Origin of the sequence: Clostridium sp. (genome assembly GCF_032576335.1) — a bacterium.
Classification (GTDB): Bacteria; Bacillota; Clostridia; order Oscillospirales; family Acutalibacteraceae; genus Faecalispora.
This window is the reverse complement of the sequence record NZ_JAWFXC010000006.1, coordinates 245,668-263,886: the sequence shown is the minus strand read 5'-3', so window position 1 is coordinate 263,886 and position 18,219 is coordinate 245,668. Positions and strand designations below refer to the sequence as shown.

Sequence of the window (18,219 nt, the reverse complement as noted above, 5' to 3'; positions counted from 1 at the left end):
TTAATCAAAAAAAGAATCAAATACTTATTACAAAATGTTAAAATAGCATAAAGTATTTTAAAGCCAGATAGGAGGAGATAATTATGTATTATTTAGATTGGACATACTCTACTATTTGATATAGAAGAAGGACTTAATATTTTGAAAAAAACGTTTAGTTTGTTGGATAAAAATATTACGAATCCCAACTTTAAAATGATAATTGATTTGTGTTTTGAAAAATCCTCGTATATATCGTTTACTAAGTATTATGGTTCTATTGAATCAGAACAATCTAAAAATTTTTATTTCGAAATCAATAACTATTTAGTGAGTAAAATAAAAACCACACATTGGTATTGCTATTATATGTTGGATGATAGTAGACCATTAGAGGTATCTGTATATAAAGCGGATCAAAAAGTCAAGGACATTCTATTAAATACATTCAATAATATATTTTTAATAGGCAATAAAAAACCACGGATTGCGGAAGATCTTTGTTTTTTTAGTAATGATGAATTATTGCTTGGAACAGTTTCGCACGAAAGAGCATGTCACATATTCCCCCAAAATAATCAAACCTTAAATTCGTTTTTAAATATTGCTAATTGGGAAGAAACAGAATTTCTAGAAAAAGAATTAATTAAAATTAATGCGTATAATCAGAGTCTGCACTTAGAGTAAAAATGTTCAAATGAAAGAACAGGAATTGACGGAGCGGCACCGTGGCGTGTTACTGCAATGGCAGAGGCCTTTGAAGCCAGCTCCAGAGACTGTGGTACGCTAAGCCCACGGGTTACGCCAGCCAAGAAATACCCGGTAAATGTATCACCTGCAGCAGTGGTGTCTACCACTGGAACTGCATAAATACCATGTGCATATTGTTCTTTTTTATCGCGGTAAATAACGCCCTTACTTCCCAAAGTTAATACAACGGCTAGGTTGGGGTATCGTGTGGCTAGAGCATTTAGTATATTGTTTGGCTCTTTTTCACCGCTGATTTGCCAGCCTTCAATTTCATTTACCAGCAATACCGAAACTTTGGTAAGGTCGCATTCTTCAATTACCGCATGATAAGGGGATGGATTTAGCACAATTTGCATTTCACGCGAATAGGCTTCTTCAATTAAGCGGGGTACACCGTTAATTTCATTCTGTAATAACAGCATATCTCCTTTACCGAAAGAAGAAAGCACCTCGTTTGCGAATTCTTCCGGAATACTTTGATTCGCACCACCAAACAGAAGTATACTGTTCTGACCGTGCTTTTCCACTTGAATTATCGTGTGCCCGCTTTTACCGGAAACCGTACGAATCCAGTCCGTATGTACCCCGTTGTCGCGGCACATTTGCAACAGCTGCTCGCCTTCTTCCCCTACTTGGCCGGCGTGCCAAACCTCTGCCCCTGCGCGTGCGATGGCAATGGATTGATTGAGGCCCTTTCCACCAATAAAGGTGTCCATACGCAAAGCGGCATTGGTTTCTCCCGGTAGGCCAATGTGGTCAACCGTGTAAACGTAATCGTAATTCAGGGAACCAAAATTCAGAATCTTCATAAGAAACTCCTATTCATTGGAGAAAGCCACTCCGGCTTGCAAAATCACATTAGAATACGGTGTAAATTCGCCGGTACGAATTGCAAATTTTACGTTCTCCGTTTGCTGCTTGAGTTCCGTGTGAGAAATCTCTTGTACAGGTAACCACGCAAGCTTGCTATGAAGGTACCTTGCCATTCTCGGGTTCTCTTGCTGCATTTCTTTGGCAACAATGTACCCCTCCACAACAGTTTCCTCAAGCACGGCATCCACTACTTGCTGGAAACTTGGGATTCCGCCGCACAGAACCAGGTCCACTATGGGAATTCCTTTCGGTACGGGCATTCCTGCGTCCCCGATTAAAAATTGCTCCTTATGTCCCAGCCCGGCAATATACCCTGCCAGCTGCGCGTTCAGAATACCAGTTTTTTTCATGCCATATTCCCTCCCGGAGTCGAAGCTACCGCTTCTTTTTCTTCACCGCGTGCCTGAAGTGCCATCTTAGCCTGTAAATTTCTTTGGAACTGGTCAATTACTACCGCAAAGACAATAACCAGGCCTTTAATCACCATCTGCCAGAACTCCGAAACACCGCACATAACCATGCCGTCATTAATGACACCTATCACAAACGCACCTACAATGGTACCGCCGATGGTGCCAATACCGCCCGCCATAGAGGTGCCGCCCAAAACAGCCGCCGCAATAGCGTTCATTTCCCAAGATTCACCGGAAGCAGGGTGGGCAGCCACCAACTGCGCCGAGTTAATAATGCCTACAATTGCGGCGCAAACGCCAGACAGTATGTATACCATGATTTTCACTTTATTTACTTTGATGCCGGAAAGCTTCGCGGCTTTCTCATTACCGCCAATGGCAAACACATGCCAGCCAAAGGGAGTAAATTTGAGCAGTATAGCGGTAACTACCGCTATCACAAGAAGAATGATTGCACCAACCGGTATCCCTAAAATACTGCTGCCAAAAAAATCGTACCCCGTGTTGCCAAGAGCCGGTTTCCCTACGATATTCGAGTAGGTTGCACCATTCGAGTGTAGCATGGCAAGACCGCGCGCCACATACATCATACCCAGTGTGGCAATAAACGGCGCTACGTTAAACCGGGTAATTACAATACCGTTTACCCAACCAACCAATGCTCCCACTAGAATTGTAATAAGTACAATAAGCGGTACATCAAAATATAGGGTAACACCGAACATGGGTAAGGTTAGGCCTTTGTTAATCAGGCCACCCGCCACCATTCCGGCAAGGCCAACCACAGCACCAACCGAAAGGTCGATTCCCCCTGTAATAATAACGTAGGTCATACCAATCGCAAGAATACCATAAAGTGCTACGTGCTTTGCAATTAACAGCATGGTATTTTGCGAAAAAAAGTTAGGCGCTGCAAAGCTGAAGAAAATCAGCAGTACAATCAGTACAATGAAGGTTCTTCCCTTTAGGAGCGTCATGGCAAGCCCATGATTTGATTGATTCAGTTTCATACCTGCATTCTCCCCTTTAAATTCCCGATGCCTGCAAATGATGCCCCTGATAGGACGCCATCACTAGGTTATCTTCTGTAATTTCATCCCCTGCCAGCTCCGCCGTTTTCTTCCCGTTTGAGAGAACCACAATTCGGTCGGCGATTGCCAGAATTTCTTTCAGCTCTGAAGAAATTACGAGGATGGTCAACCCTTGTTCTGCGTACTGATTGATAATATCAAATACTTCCGCTTTTGCTCCAACATCAATTCCGCGGCTTGGTTCATCCAACAGCAAAATTTTCGGGTTCGTCAGTATCCCTTTGCCGATAACTACCTTTTGCTGGTTTCCACCGGAAAGCGATAAGATTGGAAGGCGCTTATCAGCAACCTTAATATGTATATCTGCAATTTGCCGCTCCACCTGCTCGTCTTCCGTTTTCTTATCAATAAAAATTCCTTTTACACAGTTCTTCAGGTTAGAAAGGGAGATGTTCTTCGCAATATTTAATGTTTGAACCAGTCCCTCACGCTGCCGGTCCTCTGGCACCAAAGCAAACCCACGCTGAATCTGCCCCGCCACACTGTCAATTTGAATCTCCTGACCATCAAGCAAAACCTTACCGGTGTGCTCGGGGTGCAAGCCCATAATACATTCAAACAGCTCTGTGCGCCCCGCGCCCAACAGGCCATAAATCCCGAGGATTTCACCCTTTTTCACCTGAAAGCTTACTTTGTCTAGCAAATACCCGCCACCGCTTTTTGGCAGGGAGATGTCACTTACCTCCAATACAGTAGGGGTACTTTCCCAATCTACATTGCGCTCTCGGTGGGCATAGCCCTTTTCTTCGCCTACCATTTGTTTTACAATCCACGGAACATTAATATTGGAGACCTCTTCGTCTGCAACGTATTTTCCGTCTCGAAGAATCGTAACATGGTCGCCAATCTGCATAATTTCTTCCAAACGGTGCGATATGTAAACAATCGAGATACCCGCCGCCGTGAGCTCACGCATGATTTTAAATAAGATCTGTACCTCCTGTGCGGAAAGAGAGGAGGTTGGCTCATCCATAATCAGAATTTTTAAATCGTCTTGGATTAAATTGCGGGCAATCTCAATAATCTGCTGCTGGCCAACGCGCAGATTGCTTACCAAGGTTTCAGGAGGGATAGGGTGTTCCAGCCTCATTAGCACCTTTTCCGTAAGTTCGGCATGCTGGGCATTATCCAAACGGAATTTATTCTTTGTTTTTTCCCGTGCCATAAAGACATTTTGATAAATATTTAGATTCGGGAATAGGCTTAACTCCTGGTGTATAATTCCAATTCCATAGGAACGAGCCTCTGTTGTATCCCGAAAAGAAACCTCTTTCTCTTCCATAAAAAGCTGGCCGGAGCTAGGCTGTTCAATACCCGCTATAATCTTCATCAGCGTCGATTTTCCCGCTCCATTTTCTCCAATAAGAACATTCACCTTACCCCGCAGAACCTCAAACGATACATCGTCCAACGCCTTGGTACCGGGGTAAATCTTACAGATATGCTCCGCCCGAAGGCAAACCTCTTGATTTTCCATAAGGCACCCCCTATTTTACTGTTAATTGCACCGGGGTTATAAGCAGCTTGTCGTTGCCATCTACAGTAAAGCAACCAACAAACTCCACGGTTTTACCGGTAAGAGATGATACATTTAACGGGTCGATTACCTGCTTTTGTATAATTGTGTGAATACTTTGAGATACATTTGCCCACTGCACCTGATTTTTATAATCTTCATATTTAATAAAGCTGATCGAGTCACGAACGGCGGAACCCCGGAACACCGAACCAATTTGAAGCTGAATGCTTTCAGGACCCTCATAGCCTTGTAATTTCAGTTCCATTACGCCATTTTTCTTAGTGGTATCTACTTTTGTAATTTCTGCAGTACCTTTTACCACATAGTTCAGCTCACCGGTGGAGCCCATAGAGTATTTTCCGTATTTCTCTGCCAAAGCTTTCAAATTTCCTTTTGATTCAGTTAGAAACGTATTTAAATCAATTGCTTTTTCGGTTAAATCTGGTACTGCGTTTGACTGCCAAATGGTCTCCACATTACTATCTGCATTAAAAGCAATTTCTCCGGTTAACTTGCTTTCTTCCCCAATCTTTACTACTTTTACGCAGCCGGTTAGGGAGGAGGCGGTAAACGCCAGAACCAAAAGCAGTGCGGCGAATTTTCTTTTCAATTTGCACTCCCCATTTCTCAAACCCCTTGGGCTCTAAATTGAATTACTCTATGTATTGCGATGTTTGGCACCTACGCTCTCTCGCTATTTTGTACCAGCTTTTTATGTAAACTAAAAAATAGTGAGGATAAGGGAAAGTGTTTCTTTCTCTCTCGCCTTACCCTCACTTTCCGTTTATTTTAGAAATAACTCATACATCGTTCATCTTTGAACTAACTTTCCAATTAGCCAGCGTATACAAAGTTCTTCAGCTTGCTTACATTTTCCTTCGTAATTGCAATGCAGTCTACCAGCTGTTTTTCATCCTTGCCAGTGGTACCGTTCTTCAGGTACTGGTCTGCCTGCTCTACGCCCATCTCTGCCATTAAAGCAGCCTGCTGCAGTGCTGTTCCAACCATGTTGCCAGCTTTAATCTGCTCTGCTGCTTCATCGGAACCATCCACACCTACAATGGCGATGTCTTTCAGGCCAGCCGCTTTAATAGCTGCAGCAGCGCCAACTGCCATGGTGTCGTTACCGCATACGATACCCTTAATTTTGGGGTTGGATTGCAGAATAGTTTCAACCTTCTGGTACGCTTCGGTCTGCTCCCAGTTTGCAGTCTGCTGCGCAACCATCTTCATTTCAGGGTACTGGCCAATAATCTCGTGGAATGCAGCGGAACGAACGCCTGCGTTGGTGTCGGATTCTTTACCGAGCAGCTCGGCATATTCGCCTTTCTCGCCCATTGCTTCTACAAACTTTTCAGCAATAGCTTTTGCGCCCTGATAATTGTTTGCTACGATTTGAGAAATTGCCACACCAGATTCATTGATTTCGCGGTCAATAAGGAAGGTAGGAATGTTGTTGTCGCGTGCTTTTTTCACAGCCGCAACTGTGGCATCCGCACCAGCGTTGTCACAAACAATGGCCGCGGCCTTATCGGCAATGGCGTTGTCAAAAAGATCTGCTTGCTTGGTTGCGTCATCGTCATGAGAAACCAGTTTAACCTCATAGCCAAGTTCCTTAGCCTTTGCAGAAGCAGCTTCTGCCTCCGTTTTAAAGAAAGGATTGGAGTGCGAAGGAGTAATGATGTACATAATTTTGGAGCCGCCACCGGTAAGAGGCTTTGCTGCCGCTGCCGCAGAAGAACCTTCTGCTTTGCTGGGCGCTGGTGCCGCCGAGCTGTTAGAAGTATTCCCTCCGCAACCTGCCATGCTCGCTGCCATTGCGATGGCTAAAAGACCTGCTGCCAATTTTTTGCTGTGCTTCATTTTGTTTCCTCCCAATTTGTAATTTATTCGAGGCTGCCCTAGCATCTTTTAAGGCCAACCCCAATAGAGACCCGCAGGACCCCAAATTTTCCCGCTTGGCCTGCTATTCGTGGTTCAGTGCCGTTTGCACGGCTTGCTTCCAGCCACTGTATAACTCCCGGCTTTCTTCCTCCGGCATGTTGCAACGGTAATTGGTTCGTTCCACGCAGGAGAAAATGATTTCTGGTTCATAAATCCCTGCCGATATACCGGCAGCATATGCAGCACCCATACCAGAGAGCTCTTGCCACTGCGGTACGCATACCGGTATTCCCAAAATGTCGCTCTGGCGCTGCATTAAATAGCTACTTTCGGTTGGCCCGCCATCTACTCGCAGCTCGCGAATGGCAAGGCCAGATTCCTCCCGCATCAGGTTTACAATGTCGGCTACCTGGTAGGCAATGCAGTCTACGCCTGCCTTTACCAGTTCTGCACGACCGGTAAGGCGAGTAATGCCGGTAAATAAACCAGTTGCGGCGCTGTCCCAATACGGTGCTCCAAGCCCCGTAAATGCGGGAACAAAGTAGGTTTTGTCCAGCGGGTTCGCCGCCGCGGCAAGCTCATGCGCCTGCTGTACCGTTTGCACCAGCTGTAAATCATTCTTTAGCCAGCCAATTACGGAACCCGTATAATTAATATTCCCCTCCAAAACGTACTGCACCTTTCCTCCCATGCACCATGCAAGAGAAGTAACTAGTCCGTTTTGGCTTAGAATTCGTTCTTCTCCCGTATTGAGCATTACCGAAGAGCCCGTACCGTAGGTCGCCTTTACCAGCCCCGGTTCCCGGCAATTCTGCCCAAACAGTGCCCCGTGGGAATCTCCCATTACCGCGCGAATGGGAATAGGGTGATCAAAATAACCATCAAAATCGGTATCTCCAAAGGAATCATCCGAGTTTCGCACCTGCGCCATACAATCCAGCGGAATACCAAACAGCTTACATAGCTCTGGGTCCCAAGAAAGAGCCGCGATATGAAACAACTGTGTGCGAGACGCATTGGAATAATCAGTGGCATAGGTTTTTCCCTTGGTCAAGCGGTATAAAAGCCAAGTGTCTATTGTGCCGCAGCAAATGCCACCGGCTCTTGCAAGCTCCTCAACACCGTCTACATTGCGGAATACCCACGCAATTTTCGCCGCTGAAAAGTAAGGAGAAAGCGGCAACCCGGTGCTCTCACGAACACTCTCCGCATAGCCAGCCTTACGGATCTCTTCACAGATTTGTTCCCCGCGTGCACACTGCCATACAATTGCGTTATAAACTGGCTTCGCGCTTTCCCGTTCCCATACAACAGCGGTTTCACGTTGATTGCTGATGCCGACTGCCGCAATCTGATTTTTATCAATTCCGGCTTTTTCAACCACATCTCGCACCACAGCAACGGTGTTGAAGTAAATCTCCTCCGGGTCGTGCTCCACCCAGCCTTTTTCATCGATAAGCTGCGCGTGGGAGCGGTCACACCGGGCGGTTAACCGCCCCTCTGCGTCAAACAGCATCCCTTTGGTACCTTGCGTGCTTTGGTCGATTGCAAGCAAATAGGTTTGCCGCATCTTTAAATCAACTCCATTGCCGCCTTTACAATGCCCTCGGCATTCAGGCCGTAATAATCGAATACCTGCTGTGATTTTCCCGTAATAACCGGTTCATCCGGCAATGTGAGGCTTTTTACTTTTGTTGGATGCTCCGCACACACAATTTGGCTTACTTGCGCGCCAAGCCCGCCGTATGCGGTGTGCTCCTCTATGGTTACAATTCCCCTTGTTTCACGGGCGGCTTTTAAAATAGCTTCCCGGTCAATGGGTTTGATGCAGTACATATCGAGTACACGAGCCGACATGCCCTTTTGTTCCAAAAGCTCGCCTGCCTGCTTTGCGGCAGACACCATTTCACCGCATGCGATGATGGTCACATCGATACCGTCTCGTAACAAAGTCGCTTTATTCAGTACAAAGGGAACCTTCTCTTCGTCATAAACATCTGCAACCGCATTTCTGCCCACCCGAATATAAGCAGGCTCGTCATCCTTGAGCAACTCCTGAATCAGGCACTCGGTCTGCAAACGGTCACTGGGCAAGTACACCCGCATGTTTACGACAGACACCATCGCCGCTATGTCGTTTGTTGAGTGATGAGTCAGCCCTAAAGCACCATAGCTTACCCCTCCAGAGATACCAATGAGCTTTACGTTGGCGTGATTATACGCTACATCTACCTTTGCCTGTTCAAAGCTGCGGGTAGAAAGAAAGCACGCCGGAGAAACCGCAAACGCCTTTTTCCCGCACTTAGCAAGCCCGGCACTAATGGTAACCAGATTCTGCTCGGCAATGCCGGTTTCAACAAATTGATTCGGTCGTTGCTCTGCAAAAGGAGTCATAGAGCCGGAGCCGCGGGAATCACTGCAAAGTACTACAATATCCCGGTCATGTTCCGATTCCTTTAGCAGCACGTCGCAAATGACCTGCTTATTCGCAATCTTGTTCATGTGCTGCCGCCCTCCTTTGCTCCAACTCACGTATGGCTATTTCAAAATGCTCGTCGTCCAACGCTTTATGGTGCCATGAGACTTGGTTCTCCATAAAAGAAACGCCACAGCCCTTGGTTGTGTTTGCAATAATCATGGTAGGCTTGCCTTTGACTTGCTTTGCCTCCTGCACGGCAAAATCTATCGCTTTGGTGCTGTTACCATCGATAGAGATCACATGCCAGCCAAACGCACGCCAGCGTTCCTCTTGGCTATCCTGCGCCATCACTGTCTCCGTAGAACCGGAGATTTGCAGGCGGTTTCGGTCAATAAAAGCGGTGAGATTATCGAGCTTATAATGTGCAGCCGCCATGGCGCCTTCCCATACGGAACCCTCTGCCAGTTCACCGTCACCCATTACGGTGTATACACGGTAGGGAGCGGCATCCATTTTACCGGCTAAAGCCATGCCCACGCTGTATGGCAGCCCATGTCCCAAAGAGCCAGAGCCAATCTCAACTCCGCTTACCTTATCACTGGGGTGGCCAATGTATTTGGAAAGGTAACCCGAATAATTGTCAAGGTCCGATTTTGGGAAGTACCCTTTATCTGCCAGAATGCAGTAGAGAGACTCCACACAATGCCCCTTACTCAAAATAAAGCGGTCACGGTTTCTATCTGTCTGGTTTTCAGGCGAGCAGTTCATGTGCTTGTAATAAAGCGTTACCAGAATATCGGTTACGCTCATATCACCGCCAATATGCCCGCTGCCCGCCGTATAAATCAGCGTTACAATATCTTTTCGTATCTGCCATGCCTTTTCCTGCAAATTCACCATTTTTATTCCCCCCTAAGATAGGCGCGCACCTGCTCCTCAATCGGGTCATAAAAATCGGGTGTTACATGAATGTACTTGCATGCCTCATACAATACCGGAACCACATCCTTGTGGATTCCCACACAGTGGTGAATATATGGGCCGCATACGATTTTCTCTTCCAGGCGCTTTATGTTTTCCACTTCAATCCAAAGATAAGTTCCCATACAGTTGGGGCCTTCCACGCCTTTTGCGTTACCCAACAGCATGGAGTATTCACCGTTGTCTCCATCAAAACGGCATAAAGTCAACTCGCCGTGCTTCGCTTCGGCAGTCAGGCTTCCCGGGTGTTTGAATGCCAGCGGGTAACCTAAAATTGGTTTTTGCTGTGCAACGGAAACCGGCCACGGGCCGCAGTGCTGCAGCAGCTCACCGTTTTCAATATCCGGGTGGCGCACAGTCCAGTCTGCAAAGAAGGAGCGAGTCTCACCCATACCGGAGGCCTCTACCAACAGGGCAGTAATGGCACCGTGAATATCAGTTTCGCACACCACTGGGATTCCCTCGTCGTTCATGAGTGCGTTTGCCGCACAGGGCATAATTCCAATTTCTTGCTGCAAGGCATTCCAGCACTGAATTGCCACCGCGTTACAGCCGTATTTTTGCACCAAGTGCTTCATTGCAACCTTGAGCGCCGCCACATTTTCGAGCGCTTCCTCTGCAATGCGAACATCCATGTTTTCTTTTATGTACTCAAGTACCTGCTGTACCTCTTGTGGAGATTTCTCTTTTGCCAGCCGCATTTCCTGCGTTAGCTCTGGCATTGGGATGGGAGAAAGCTGAATGTTAAAGCGTTCGAGCAGCTCGCCCTCGTTGCACATCGTCGTCCAAAAATCAAACGGGCGGGTTGAGATTTGCAAAATGCAAATGTGACGAAATGTTTTTACTACATTACACACTGCCATAAAATCTCGCAGACCACGCTCAAACACGGGGTCATTGAGCCGACAGTTCGTCATGTAAGTAAATGGAACCTGAAAGCGCCGCAGCACCTTGCCGGTTGCAAACAATCCACACTGGGTATCGCGCAGGCGCACACCGTTTGGCTCGGGGCGTTCATCGAGCGGCCCCCACAGCAGAACCGGAACATTTAGCTCTTTTGCAAGCCTTGCACACACATATTCCGTACCAAAATTACAGTGCGGCAAAAACAAGCCGTCTATTTTCTCCGCTCTGAATTTTTCAGCTATTTTCTGCATATCTGCGTCATCAAACAACAGTCCTTCGTCGTTGATGTCTGTAATATCCACAAAATCAACATCTAGCTCACGCAGGCGGTCTGCCGTGAGGTTGCGGTACTTCAGTGCATCCGGCGCACTGAAAATGCTTCGTCTGGTAGGCGCAAACCCCAGCTTGATTTTCTCCATAACTTACCCTCCCTATTTATGTTGCATTCAAATCCCGAACGCTTTCTCGTTCCACAAATTCAGTGCAAACCTGTATTTTGGTTTTCACCTTGCTCTCCTGACGGATATGGTCGTTCAAACGGCGAACTGCAATTTCACCCATCTCTTGCTTAAACACATGGATGGTACTGAGCCGCGGGGTAGAAATCTCACAATATGGAATATTGTCAAATCCGATAATAGAAACATCCTCCGGTACACGGTAGCCTTTTTCTTGTAGCGCACGCATTGCCCCAAGAGCAATCACATCATTATCCGCAAAAAAAGCAGTAGGAATATCGTTTTTCTTTTCCAAAAACTCCACCATATCTCGGTAAGCAGATTCTGTGGTAGTTCCCAGCGTAACAGTGTGTTGCGGCTCAATCGGCAATCCAGCTTTGGTAAGTGCTCTACGGTACCCGATACCACGGTAAGAAAACGCTTTAATACGGAATCTCCCTCTTAAGTAACCGATTTTTCTATGCCCCTTTTCAATTAGGTATTCCACTGCATGGTAGGCGGAATCGGTATTGCTAATTAGAACACTGTCAAAGGTGATGCTGTCACACCAGCCGTCGAGCAAAATCAAATGGCACTTATGGTTGCGGAATAGCTGAAAATCCTGCTCTGTCATCTCTGTACCAAGAAGGATTACCGCCGCGCTGGTATCCTCTAAAATCGTATGTACCTGCTCTGCGCAGTCTGGGCTGCTGCTGTCTATGTTGCAAAACATGGTTTCAAACTGTAAGTTTTTCGCTTGGCGTTCTACGCCTTCAATCACTGCCGGAAAAAACGGGCTGTCATTAATGATAAGACCGTTCTTTTTATAAATCACAAACTTGATTTTTGATATTCTAGGCTTTATGGAATACCCAATTTCCTCTGCCACCTGCATCACACGCTCGACCGTCAGCTTGCTGACTCCACGTTTGTGGTTAAGTGCATTCGACACAGTTGCCGGAGAAAATCCGGTCATTTCGCTAATCATTTTAATGGTTCCCTTCAACGGAATCCCCCATTTCCTTCCTGTTGTTCACCATTATACACATCATTTAAACATTTACAACCAAATTTTTAGTTATTTTTATATTAATATAGTTTTTTATATGAAATATCCATAATATAAGAGATTCATTTAGATAATTAGACTATGAATTGACTAAAAATAAACGATATTTTTTATATTTACCTTAGTTTTTATATAAATATTTATATAAATATTTATTATTCTTTTGAACCTTTATTTAAAAAACTACTGTGCAAACTATTTATAATATAAGTCAAAATTTATAAATACATTTCTTATTTTCTAACCAATTATTTATAAAATCGAACTTGGAAATGCCCTTTGATTTGAAAGCACTTAGGCATAGTGTTATAATATTTTGATGCTGCAAACGCAACTAAACTCTAGTTTGCAGTGTAAAATATAAAATTTAATGCGGCCCATAGGGTCGCATTTTTCTGAACGGGAGCTGTATTACACTTGGTAAAAGCAAAAACTAGAATCTATCGCATTCTTTCTGGAATGAACCAGCTTAAATGGAACCTAACCCTAAAAGGAATTGGAGTTGGTGTACTGGCAGGTATTTTATCCATATTTTATAGAATGGGTATTGAACATGGAGTGGATTTCTCTATTAAAATATATGCCTACTTAAAAACACATACCCTGCTTCTTCTGCCGTGGCTAGCCTTGATTGTAGGAGTTGGTCTTCTTCTAAATTGGATGATAAAGCTAGAACCAATGGCTTCTGGAAGTGGTATTCCACAGGTGAAGGGTGTTGTGCTGTTCGGCTTGAAAATGAAGTGGAAATCTATTTTGGCCATCCGGTTTATCGGCGGCATTCTGTGTTCTCTTTTCGGCCTTTCTCTAGGGCGGGAAGGCCCATCAATCCAGATAGGTGCGGCAGCGGGTCAGGCTGTGGCAGATCGCTGCGGCCGTCATGGTACACTGGAGGACGATTACCTTATCACCGGCGGTGCGGCAGCGGGACTTTCGGCAGCGTTCAGCGCCCCTCTTTCAGGTATGGTTTTTGCACTGGAAGAAATCCATCGCAGTTTTTCTCCGCTTATTTTGATTTCTGCAACTGCAGCCTCTCTTACTGCGGATTTTTTGTCAAAAAACTTTTTTGGATTGACGCCTGTTCTTGACTTTACCGATGTACCCGTCTTGCCCATACCCTATTACATATGGCTGCTGCCGCTTGGTATTGTTTCAGGCCTGATTGGTTCTCTTCTCAACCGTACACTTCTTGATTTTCAGCAGTTGTACAAGAAGATCCCCGCATCTGCGCGTCCTTGTGTAGCACTGTTAGTCGCCCTGCCCTGCGGGCTGTTTTTGCCGTTGACGCTGGGCGGCGGGCGTGATTTAATTCGCCTTTCGGAAGGAACACAGCTCGGTCTTGGTATGCTATTTATTTATCTAATTGTAAAGCTGCTGTTTACTGGCGTCAGTTTTGGTAGTGGCGTGCCGGGGGGAATCTTCTTCCCCATTCTCACCATAGGTGCACTCTCCGGTAGCATTGTAGCGCACATTGCTACTGGAATGGGTCTTCCGCCGCAGTATAGTTCAGACTTTGCCATCTGCGCTATGGCCGGCGCACTTGCAGCCTCTGTAAAAGCACCTGTTACTAGCATTCTGCTCACGGCAGAGATGTCCGGATCACTGGTTCATCTGCTGCCGGTGGCAGCCTGTGGATTCGTCGCACTCCTTGTTTCGGATATGCTAAAAATCGAACCGATTTACGATTCCCTGCTGGAGCGTTATATGGAGAAGAGCGGAAATTCCTCCTCTCATCCCGAACAAGGCGGTATAATTGAATTCCCTGTGGAGTATGGCAGCACAGCTGCAAATCATACGATAAAAGAAGTTCAGTGGCCACAGGGACTCTTGATTGTGGGCCTGCGACGTGGAACCAAAGAACTGATTCCCAGCGGTAAAACAAGGATTCTTCCCGGGGATTACTTGGTCATTCTTTCTTCAGAAACACAAGAAAGTAATATTCGTGAGCAAATACGTTGTTTGTGCCAAACAATACAGGAACACACCCAAAAGTAAAGTAAAAAACCACCGGTATACCGGTGGTTTTTTACTTTCGCTCTGTGAAACTTGCTTCACAAAGCTTTTGCTATTTTTTTATTTCACAATGTTTACAAACGGTTTAAATAGATTACCCTCTGCGGAACGCATCATTTCAAACAGTGCCATTTCTGTACTGGTAATGACGGCGCCCATTTCGCGCATACGCTCTAGGCCAATCCCTCGGTTCCATTCAGTACGGGAGGAAGTCGCATCAGATGCAACATAAAGCTCATACGGTTGTTTTAACAAATCCCGCACAGTTTGGTAAACGCAAACATGCGTCTCCACACCGGCAACCAAAAGCTGGTTTCGCCCTAGTTCACTCAGCTTTTGCTGAAACTCCTCATTGTCGCAAGCACTAAAAGAGATTTTCTCTATCGCCTTTTGTTCCCCCAATAGCTCACGCAAGGCCGGTGCAGTAGCTCCAAGCCCTTTGGGGTATTGCTCCAAATACAAAATCGGCATTTTGAACAGCTTTGCCGCCTGAATCAACTTTTTGCAGTTTTCAAGCACCAGCCCTGAATCATGTACGCTCTCTGCCAGTTTTCCCTGCATATCTATGAGCAGCAACGCCGCATTTCCCTTTACCAACATGACGAATTCCTCCTTGTGGCTTTTCCTCCTATTCTATTGGATTCTAATGTTGAAAGCAAGCAGCAACAACAATTAAGTACAGAACGTTTTTTCTTTTTCACTAATGAGGTTCCATTTTTTTCGTTTATTTGCATGAATTTATCGCAATAATACATTTGGACTCTATACTTTTTGTGCTTGCTCTGATATAGTATGAGACAAGCACTTGATTCCTTTATCAAGCTACTACTCTATAACATTAGGAGGATGCCGAATGAAACTAAAAGATAAAGTTTGTATTGTGACCGGTGCAAGTTCTGGCATGGGGCGCGCAATTGCAAGATTATTCGCTGCCGAAGGCGCAACCGTCATTGCAGTGGCGCGCAGGAAAAACAGGCTCGATGAATTAGCTGCTGAAAACTCGAACATCCATCCTCTCGCTGCAGATATGATGGAAAAGGATCAGGTTATCGCCATGGTAAGCGACACCATAAAAACTTACGGCAAACTCGACATATTGGTAAACAATGCCGGCATTATGGATGACTTTACCATGATGGCTGATATATCCGATGAATTGTGGGACAAGGTTATGCGTGTAAACGTAAACGCACCTATGTATGCCATTCGTCAGGCACTGCCTACTATGGTAGAGCAGGGCAGCGGCGTTATTTTAAACATTTCTTCCATTGGTGGTTTGCAGGGAGGAAGAGCGGGTACCGCTTACACTGCCTCCAAGCATGCGCTTAACGGTATTACCAAAAGCGTAGCGTTCCAGTATGCACCAAAGAAAGTTCGCTGTAATGCAATTTGCCCCGGTGGAGTGGATACCGAAATCATCAGTGACCCCTCTCACCTGCACAAAGAGGGAATGGAACGTGCCATGGCAGGTACCGGTGCGAACTACCGCAGCGGTAGTCCGGAAGAAATTGCAGCGGCAGCATTATTTTTAGTCAGTGACGACTCCAGCCTGATTAACGGCGCCTTATTGGTAGCCGATGCAGGCTTTACCGCTTATTGAGTTATTGAACACACACACAATCATTGCGCGTCTTCCCAAACTCACAGGAAGATGCCAAGAAAAAGGGCAAGCCGAAATGGCTTGCCCTTTTTCTTCCTATTTTTTGTCTTCACCCGGCAGGTTTTCTACCTGCACCTTCAGGTATGAAATCATTTTTTCTAAAAACGGGGGCAGCTGCACTCCGGTTTGCGAAATATTCTCTAACACCGATAGCAATTCATTACAAATAAGCCATATAGCCGCCAGTGACGCCGCGGCATAGCCAAACGGAAGCGTAATGCCCGCCTGCTCGGCTGTGTAAGCAGCCAAAATATCAATGATTGCTCCAACCGCAACTAACAGCCACATGCACACTTTTTTTATAATTCCACGTATGCCCCGGCAAGAACTAACCGCTTCCTTTCGGCACACAGAGGCCGCAATTCCGGTGGCATAATCGATCACATTAGTCACAACCAGTAAATAAACTGGTACTGCTAGAACACCCATCCATGCAGAAAGCACGGTAAAGCCCGCAATGGCCGCCGCCTTGATTTTCTCCATACTTTACTCTCCCTTCTTATTTTTGTGTACGGTAACCTTTCGCCCTCTTTTTTCTAAGAAAGCTCTTTGCGAATTTATAAGCCTTAAAGGGAGCAATTTGTTAACCATAAAACACTTTCATACACCCCGCCAAAAAAGCCGGAACTTTCCTTTAAATAGGAAAGTTCCGGCTTTCTCTTTTTATTATATTTCATGTCCATCACTTGTGAAAAAAGGGCTTTTCAGCTCTCTTCTTCGGGGCAAATGTAATTAAGCTGACCAACGGGCTTGCCATTGCGCAAAAACACACGCGGCACTCGTTTGCCAACCAAGCATATCATCTCATAGTGGATGGTTCCATCCAGCTTGGCAATTTCATCCACACTCACTTCGTTCTCGCCATCACGACCCCATATGGTCACCGTCATCCCTGTGTGCACACCGGGAATATCCGTTACGTCCAAAATCACTTGGTCCATGCAAACTCTACCCACCACGCGGGCACGTTTCCCGCAAACCAGCATATCTGCCTTATCGTGCAAACGGCGAGGGTACCCGTCTGCATAGCCGATTGGCACGGTTGCCAAAATGGTTTTGCGCTCCGTTACAAATTCCCTGCCATAGCTTACGCTGGTTCCCGGTTCCACCGTTTTCAGCTGTGAAATTACGGTTTTCAGCTCCATTGCCGGGCGTAAATCCAAGTTGCGCTGCATTTGATCCGATGGCAGCAAGCCATATAAAATCACACCGGGGCGTACCATGTCTAAATCGAGCTGCGGGTAATCCACCACGGCACCGCTATTGGAACAATGGCGAATTTCAAAGGTGATGCCACGCTTTTGCAGCTCCTTTACCGCACCATCAAAGCAGGTGTACTGCTGCATGGTAAAGTCTTCTCCGGGTTGCCCATCATCTGCAACGGAAAAATGTGTAAAAATCCCTTCGGGAATCAAGCCGGGCTCTTTACAAACCGCTTCAATTTCCCCAAGCGATTCGCTGTCTCTCTCCGGATTCTGGTATAAAAAGCCGATGCGGCTCATGCCGCTGTCCAACTTCACGTGAATTCGAACACGAACCCCGGCGGCAATGGCGCAATCCGAAAGCTCTTTGGCATATTCCGTAGAAAAAACGGATTGAGAAATTGAAAGTTCCTGAAGCCGCTCCGCCATCTGGGGTGGTGTATACCCTAAGATTAAAATAGGGCGTAGTATTCCAGTACGCCGAAGTTGAATCGCTTCTTCTAAATTCGATACCGCAAACCAGTCGGCACCTTTTTTTTGAAACTCACGCGACACAAACGACGCACCATGGCCGTACGCATCTGCCTTCACCACACAGCATATTTTAGCCTTGGGGTTTACTGCAGCGCGAATCACATCGTAATTATGATCCAAGGCGTTCAGATTTACCTCTGCCCATGTACGTTTTAAAAAATGATTCATGAAACACCGGTTCCTTACTTTAAATTAAAAGATTGGCTTTTATAATTAAACCTATAGAAAAGAGCGCAGACCGCTGAAAAAGGGCAAGCCGGCGCAACAAACAAATAAACAGGTTGTAACCGGGTAAATTGCCCGGTGCTTATTATACGAATATGGATTCTATTATAGTACCGCACCATGAAATAATCAACTCTGTGAAAAAAGTTTAATATTTTGAAAAAGAATGAATGTCGCCTATTTCAATATGAATATTTTATTCGTCAATCTTCCGGAATTTTTTCAAGCTGTAGGGCATATACTGGTAGAACACTTTTTAAAACAGAA

The 18,219-nt window shown here is 45.9% G+C and carries 17 protein-coding genes; 3 read left to right on the top strand and 14 right to left on the bottom strand.

Annotated elements, in window-relative coordinates; translation table 11 throughout:
* Positions 1 to 141: 141 nt before the first annotated feature.
* Positions 142 to 666: a hypothetical protein gene (locus E7L17_RS09455; protein WP_316322998.1), complete on the top strand. Its 525-nt coding sequence runs from the start codon at positions 142 to 144 to the stop codon at positions 664 to 666.
* Here E7L17_RS09455 and E7L17_RS09450 read toward each other — a convergent pair.
* From E7L17_RS09450 to E7L17_RS09400, 11 genes are all read right to left on the bottom strand, one after another.
* The gene (locus E7L17_RS09450) at positions 645 to 1,538 is read right to left on the bottom strand and encodes a ribokinase (protein ID WP_316322997.1); all 894 of its coding nucleotides are present in this window, start codon (positions 1,536 to 1,538) and stop codon (positions 645 to 647) included. The genes E7L17_RS09455 and E7L17_RS09450 overlap by 22 nt on opposite strands.
* Before the next feature lie 9 nt (positions 1,539 to 1,547).
* Positions 1,548 to 1,952 (bottom strand): D-ribose pyranase, encoded by a 405-nt coding sequence (gene rbsD, locus E7L17_RS09445; RefSeq protein ID WP_316322996.1) that lies wholly within the window; start codon positions 1,950 to 1,952, stop codon positions 1,548 to 1,550.
* Complete coding sequence (locus E7L17_RS09440; RefSeq protein ID WP_316322995.1) at positions 1,949 to 3,025, bottom strand: ABC transporter permease; 1,077 nt, start codon at positions 3,023 to 3,025, stop codon at positions 1,949 to 1,951. Before E7L17_RS09440 ends, rbsD begins: the two co-directional genes overlap by 4 nt.
* A 16-nt stretch (positions 3,026 to 3,041) precedes the next feature.
* Positions 3,042 to 4,583 carry a sugar ABC transporter ATP-binding protein gene (locus E7L17_RS09435; RefSeq protein ID WP_316322994.1) on the bottom strand — a complete coding sequence of 514 codons (1,542 nt, stop codon included), beginning with the start codon at positions 4,581 to 4,583 and terminating at the stop codon, positions 3,042 to 3,044.
* A 10-nt stretch (positions 4,584 to 4,593) separates the two neighbouring features.
* Positions 4,594 to 5,235 (bottom strand): DUF2291 domain-containing protein, encoded by a 642-nt coding sequence (locus E7L17_RS09430; protein WP_316322993.1) that lies wholly within the window; start codon positions 5,233 to 5,235, stop codon positions 4,594 to 4,596.
* A gap of 224 nt (positions 5,236 to 5,459) precedes the next feature.
* Entirely contained in the window at positions 5,460 to 6,488 is a 1,029-nt protein-coding gene (locus E7L17_RS09425) for a D-ribose ABC transporter substrate-binding protein (RefSeq protein ID WP_316322992.1), read from the bottom strand.
* A 103-nt stretch (positions 6,489 to 6,591) separates the two neighbouring features.
* A complete protein-coding gene (locus E7L17_RS09420; protein WP_316322991.1) occupies positions 6,592 to 8,079 on the bottom strand; it encodes a glycerol kinase in 1,488 nt (495 codons plus the stop codon).
* Between the two features lie 2 nt (positions 8,080 to 8,081).
* On the bottom strand, positions 8,082 to 9,011 hold the full coding sequence (locus tag E7L17_RS09415) for a transketolase family protein (protein WP_316322990.1): 930 nt from the start codon (positions 9,009 to 9,011) through the stop codon (positions 8,082 to 8,084).
* Complete coding sequence (locus E7L17_RS09410; RefSeq protein ID WP_316322989.1) at positions 8,992 to 9,828, bottom strand: transketolase; 837 nt, start codon at positions 9,826 to 9,828, stop codon at positions 8,992 to 8,994. Before E7L17_RS09410 ends, E7L17_RS09415 begins: the two co-directional genes overlap by 20 nt.
* Before the next feature lie 2 nt (positions 9,829 to 9,830).
* Complete coding sequence (locus tag E7L17_RS09405) at positions 9,831 to 11,234, bottom strand: L-fucose/L-arabinose isomerase family protein (protein ID WP_316322988.1); 1,404 nt, start codon at positions 11,232 to 11,234, stop codon at positions 9,831 to 9,833.
* Between the two features lie 16 nt (positions 11,235 to 11,250).
* Positions 11,251 to 12,258 (bottom strand): LacI family DNA-binding transcriptional regulator, encoded by a 1,008-nt coding sequence (locus tag E7L17_RS09400; protein WP_316322987.1) that lies wholly within the window; start codon positions 12,256 to 12,258, stop codon positions 11,251 to 11,253.
* A gap of 480 nt (positions 12,259 to 12,738) precedes the next feature.
* On the opposite strand from E7L17_RS09400, the gene E7L17_RS09395 reads away from it, so the two are divergent.
* Positions 12,739 to 14,313: a ClC family H(+)/Cl(-) exchange transporter gene (locus tag E7L17_RS09395; RefSeq protein ID WP_316322986.1), complete on the top strand. Its 1,575-nt coding sequence runs from the start codon at positions 12,739 to 12,741 to the stop codon at positions 14,311 to 14,313.
* A gap of 78 nt (positions 14,314 to 14,391) precedes the next feature.
* Here the strand turns inward: E7L17_RS09395 and E7L17_RS09390 are convergent, their stop codons facing one another.
* The gene (locus E7L17_RS09390; protein WP_316322985.1) at positions 14,392 to 14,931 is read right to left on the bottom strand and encodes a hydrolase; all 540 of its coding nucleotides are present in this window, start codon (positions 14,929 to 14,931) and stop codon (positions 14,392 to 14,394) included.
* Between the two features lie 205 nt (positions 14,932 to 15,136).
* Between E7L17_RS09390 and E7L17_RS09385 the strand changes: the two genes are divergently transcribed.
* Entirely contained in the window at positions 15,137 to 15,931 is a 795-nt protein-coding gene (locus E7L17_RS09385; RefSeq protein WP_316322984.1) for a glucose 1-dehydrogenase, read from the top strand.
* Positions 15,932 to 16,027: 96 nt separating this feature from the next.
* Here E7L17_RS09385 and E7L17_RS09380 read toward each other — a convergent pair whose 3' ends face one another.
* Together E7L17_RS09380 and alr are read right to left on the bottom strand one after the other, a co-directional pair.
* Positions 16,028 to 16,474 (bottom strand): phage holin family protein, encoded by a 447-nt coding sequence (locus E7L17_RS09380; RefSeq protein WP_316322983.1) that lies wholly within the window; start codon positions 16,472 to 16,474, stop codon positions 16,028 to 16,030.
* Positions 16,475 to 16,695: 221 nt separating this feature from the next.
* On the bottom strand, positions 16,696 to 17,895 hold the full coding sequence (alr, locus tag E7L17_RS09375; protein WP_316322982.1) for an alanine racemase: 1,200 nt from the start codon (positions 17,893 to 17,895) through the stop codon (positions 16,696 to 16,698).
* Positions 17,896 to 18,219 lie beyond the last annotated feature (324 nt).